This window comes from Priestia sp. 53B2, assembly GCF_056099005.1.
In genome coordinates, this window is the sequence record NZ_JBLZXA010000039.1 from 1 (window position 1) to 3713 (window position 3713).

A 3713-nucleotide genomic window follows, 5' to 3' on the forward strand; every position below is an offset into this window, starting at 1 on the left:
TATCGAGGATGTTTCTACTAGACATGTTAGTATCATTCCATCCTTCAGGTTGATAGTTTCACCCTCATTCAAGGGCTATCTCTTTTCGTCGAAACAATTATCGATTTATAGAGAAACAAGTCACACTATTTTCTGTGTTGTGGTGTATAGCTGCTGACCAAATAGCTGAACCATCTAACTTTTCCCTTTCAAGCATTTTGTTCATGGATTGTCTTGTTATTTGCATTAACTTTTTTTCATCCACTGTATGAGTACGTGAGTCATATAAACCCTGTTCTTCAAGCCAAGGATTATGAAATGTAATGACATCTTGCCACATAATACTGTTATTTCTTTGCGCTTCCTCAAAACCTTTTTTTAATTCTTCCTTCTGCTCCCCTGTCAATCGATCAGAATGTTGGGTAAATAAAGAGGAAGTCTTATCAGGATTATCCATATAATCCTGATAAAGAGAAAACAATTTCTCATGCGCTCCAAGTTCTCTTTTTGCTTCTTCACGATCAACATAATCAACATACTCTTGAAAGGCTTTATGAGAAGCTGTAATGAATTTTGTTTTTAATACAACGCCTGGTACAACTGTTAAACTATTTGTTTTTTCTAGCACATCTGCTTACCTCCGTTAACCCAATTGAATTTTTCTAAGGGATCTGTATTATTCTTCTGGATCTCCAATCATTTCAAGCAAAATATGATTCATGTTTTCCATAGAAACAGCACACTTTTCCATCATCTTAATATTCTTTTCAATCAAGTTTTCAAGTTCATTTTCACGGTCTGTTTGTTTACGGAAAAAAGCCAGCGTTTCAAGCTGACTTTTTAAAAATTCTTGCCTTGATACCTTCTGTTCTTTTGCTAATTCATCAATTTCTTTAACTGCTGCTGATTTAATATTTCGTATGATTATATCCACTATATTCATTCCTTCCCTGAAATTTGGGGTGTTCCTCAAATAATAGAGAGAAGGAGAGCATAAGGGGTTTTTGCCCCCACCATAGGTGTGGGGCTAGGCAGAGCCTAGCAAAACCGTGGGTACAAGAAAACCTGTTGAATGTGAACCTACTGTTGACGTAAACTTCTTCACGTGAACCTGCTGTGAACCTCAAAAAAACACATGTGAACCTACTGTTAACATGTGTTTTTTCACTTCATGGCTAAATCTTGTTGCTTTTCATTCAATTTTTGGAGTTTTTCTTGTAAACTTTTTTGTTCATCTTCATAGAGCTGAATGCTTTCATCACTCGACTGAATGGCATCCTTTTTCATCACAATTTTTGATTCAGTATCGACTTTTCCCTCATTGACTTGGTACTTCATATCACGTTGTAACTCGTTCATTTCTTGTTGGGTTTGATGTTTATGTTTGGCTTCTACCCTGATTGCTTTTTCATAGTTTTTCATTTTCTTGTTGACAAGCTCTTTCTCTAAATCATTGACCAAAAGTACATATTCTTGTTTGCTTTTTGTTTCTCTTCGGTCGGAATACAACTTGGTAATTAATGCATAAGCATCTATTTCCTTTATTGAACCTGTATCAAAATCACTTGTTACTTCGTCTACGTTTACTATTTCATTTTTATTTTTTTAAATAAAAATCAAAGACAACTACTTCTCAATTTGAAAACAATTCATTTACCTTCGCCACATAAAAACTACAATTTCTACTATTAAGCCACTAGCTAATCCAACAATTGGATTAGCCTTTCTCTCGCGCAGGAAACTAATCTCCCCTTTATTTTTTAGTTCAAGTTGTTCACAACTCATTTAGACTAAATTTAATTAAATTAAAATCAGTAAAAGCGAAGTTATACTCAATTGAATTTTATTAAGTTAATGCATTGGAATGAAAATCATTAAGTTTATATTCTCCCCCAAATCAATTGATAATCAATTGATTTGGACTATTTTCATCCTAATTAGGCGTATACAAAATGTAGTATATCAAGCAATGATCCCTCTATTAAAGCACTCTTTATTCAAATAAAAGAAACTTATTCAGACTCAATTGAGTCTGAATAAGTTATAACTATTAAGCGAAGACATATTTAAGGTAGAGAATTTAGATTCTACTGAATTAAGGTTATAAGTTTATAGTGTTCAAATCCTACTAAAGGATTCCTTTTTCTAAAAGTCTAATAAAAACCAAATCATAGAGTTTGAACCTGGATCTTTTATATTGAATCTAAGTGTTTTTTAATTAAATGATTTTCTCTACATTAGAAAAAGCTCTATAGGCAACCTTAAGTTGAACTTAAGGTTATCTTCAAGATCCATCCTATATGCTAAGTTAAACAAGTTCAACTTAACGCAGAATATGTTTAACTTATTCATTTTAGACTACAAAATAATTAAATTGAGATGCACTTAGATGAACTCAATTGCATTTTAATTAAACCTATTTAAATTAACCTGTTATAATATCTAAAAAAACTATAACTTTATTAGTTTATAGTTTTTAAACAGGATTCAACTCAGTCTTAATTGAATTAAACAGGATATAATATAATAAAATTAATTCAGTTAAATAGAAAACCTGATAAAATAAGAGAGGTAAGTTTTAAATAAGGAGTGTTTAATTAACACAGACTCAATTAAGTTAGACTTAATTGAGTCACTAAATCTACTATATATAAGAAGTTTCTAACTCAATTAGATTAAATTATCTTTAAAGGAGGTATAATTTTGAGCGAAGAAACAATGGTTATTTCAGAAGTTGCTAGAAAATTTAATATAGAAAATCATCAATTACGCGACTGGTGCGAAGTCGGATTAGTACGCCACAAGAGAATCGGGAGAATAAGGTATATATTCACTGATGAAGATAAAAAAATTAAGAAGATTATTGAACTAAAGGAGAAATTCGGAAAACATGCACCAAATGAAATGATTCGTGAAGAATTAATTAAAGCAAATTTAATGAGTGACGAACAAACAAAAGTGATTGATAAGGATGTAAATGAAGAAGATATAAATGAAAACTCCTTTAAAGAAGCCTTTTTATTACTTGCTAAAAAAATAGAAGAAATGGATAAAAAAATAGAGAAGAAAGAACAATTAACGCTTCCATCTGGAAATTTAGCAGAAAAAAAGGATGTTATAGAGATAAAAGAGCAGATGAATAAACTTGAACAAGATAATCAGCGTTTAAAAGAAGTGAATGATCAATTACTTAAAAAATTAGATTCTATCCATTCAGCGATGACCGAGATTCAAAAAGAACAAGGAAAAAGTATATGGAAAAGAATGTTCAACAAATAAAAACAGCTTCTAACTACTTATCAGTAGTTAGAAGCTGTTTTTATTTGTTTTAGTTTTCAGAAATATTTTCTCTTACTTCCTTCTACAATAAAATTATTTAAATATAGATAGGATTTTTAACCCGTAAAAGAAGTAAAATTGATTCTTTTGAGATATATTACTAATTTTTATTGAATTATGAGATTAATTAACGCTATAATAAAACTAACAAAAAGGACCGGAATAGAAAAAAGACTTCAACTGTTTAAGAAGTGTTGGTAGCACTCTTAAACCGTTCCCCCTAAAGACGGTAGGGAAAACACTTGTCGAAGTCTCTTGTTAATAGAGTTAGTTTTTCTATAAAATAAAACTTATGTTTTTATTTTATATGAAATTGACATCTATTTCAAGGGCTTAGTTCATCAAAATCAAGGCATTGTTTTCCTTTTTCGAGGGAAGCAGTGTCTTTTGTGTGT

At 30.6% G+C, this 3713-nt stretch carries 3 protein-coding genes and 1 pseudogene; 1 reads left to right on the plus strand and 3 read right to left on the minus strand.

The features are described 5' to 3' along the window. Window positions 1-127: 127 nt before the first annotated feature. The 3 genes and pseudogenes from mobL to ACN6NE_RS30005 form a co-directional block, all read right to left on the minus strand. Window positions 128-607: pseudogene (mobL, locus tag ACN6NE_RS29995) on the minus strand (relaxase MobL); the annotation flags it as partial. Window positions 608-655: 48 nt separating this feature from the next. Continuing rightward, window positions 656-913, minus strand: coding sequence for a hypothetical protein (locus tag ACN6NE_RS30000; protein ID WP_328132894.1), 258 nt, complete (start codon window positions 911-913; stop codon window positions 656-658). 230 nt (window positions 914-1143) lie between these two features. Continuing rightward, entirely contained in the window at window positions 1144-1440 is a 297-nt protein-coding gene (locus tag ACN6NE_RS30005; protein WP_474329157.1) for a hypothetical protein, read from the minus strand. Window positions 1441-2682: 1242 nt separating this feature from the next. Between ACN6NE_RS30005 and ACN6NE_RS30010 the strand changes: the two genes are divergently transcribed. Further along, a complete protein-coding gene (locus ACN6NE_RS30010) occupies window positions 2683-3258 on the plus strand; it encodes a MerR family transcriptional regulator (protein WP_129707781.1) in 576 nt (191 codons plus the stop codon). Window positions 3259-3713: the final 455 nt, after the last annotated feature.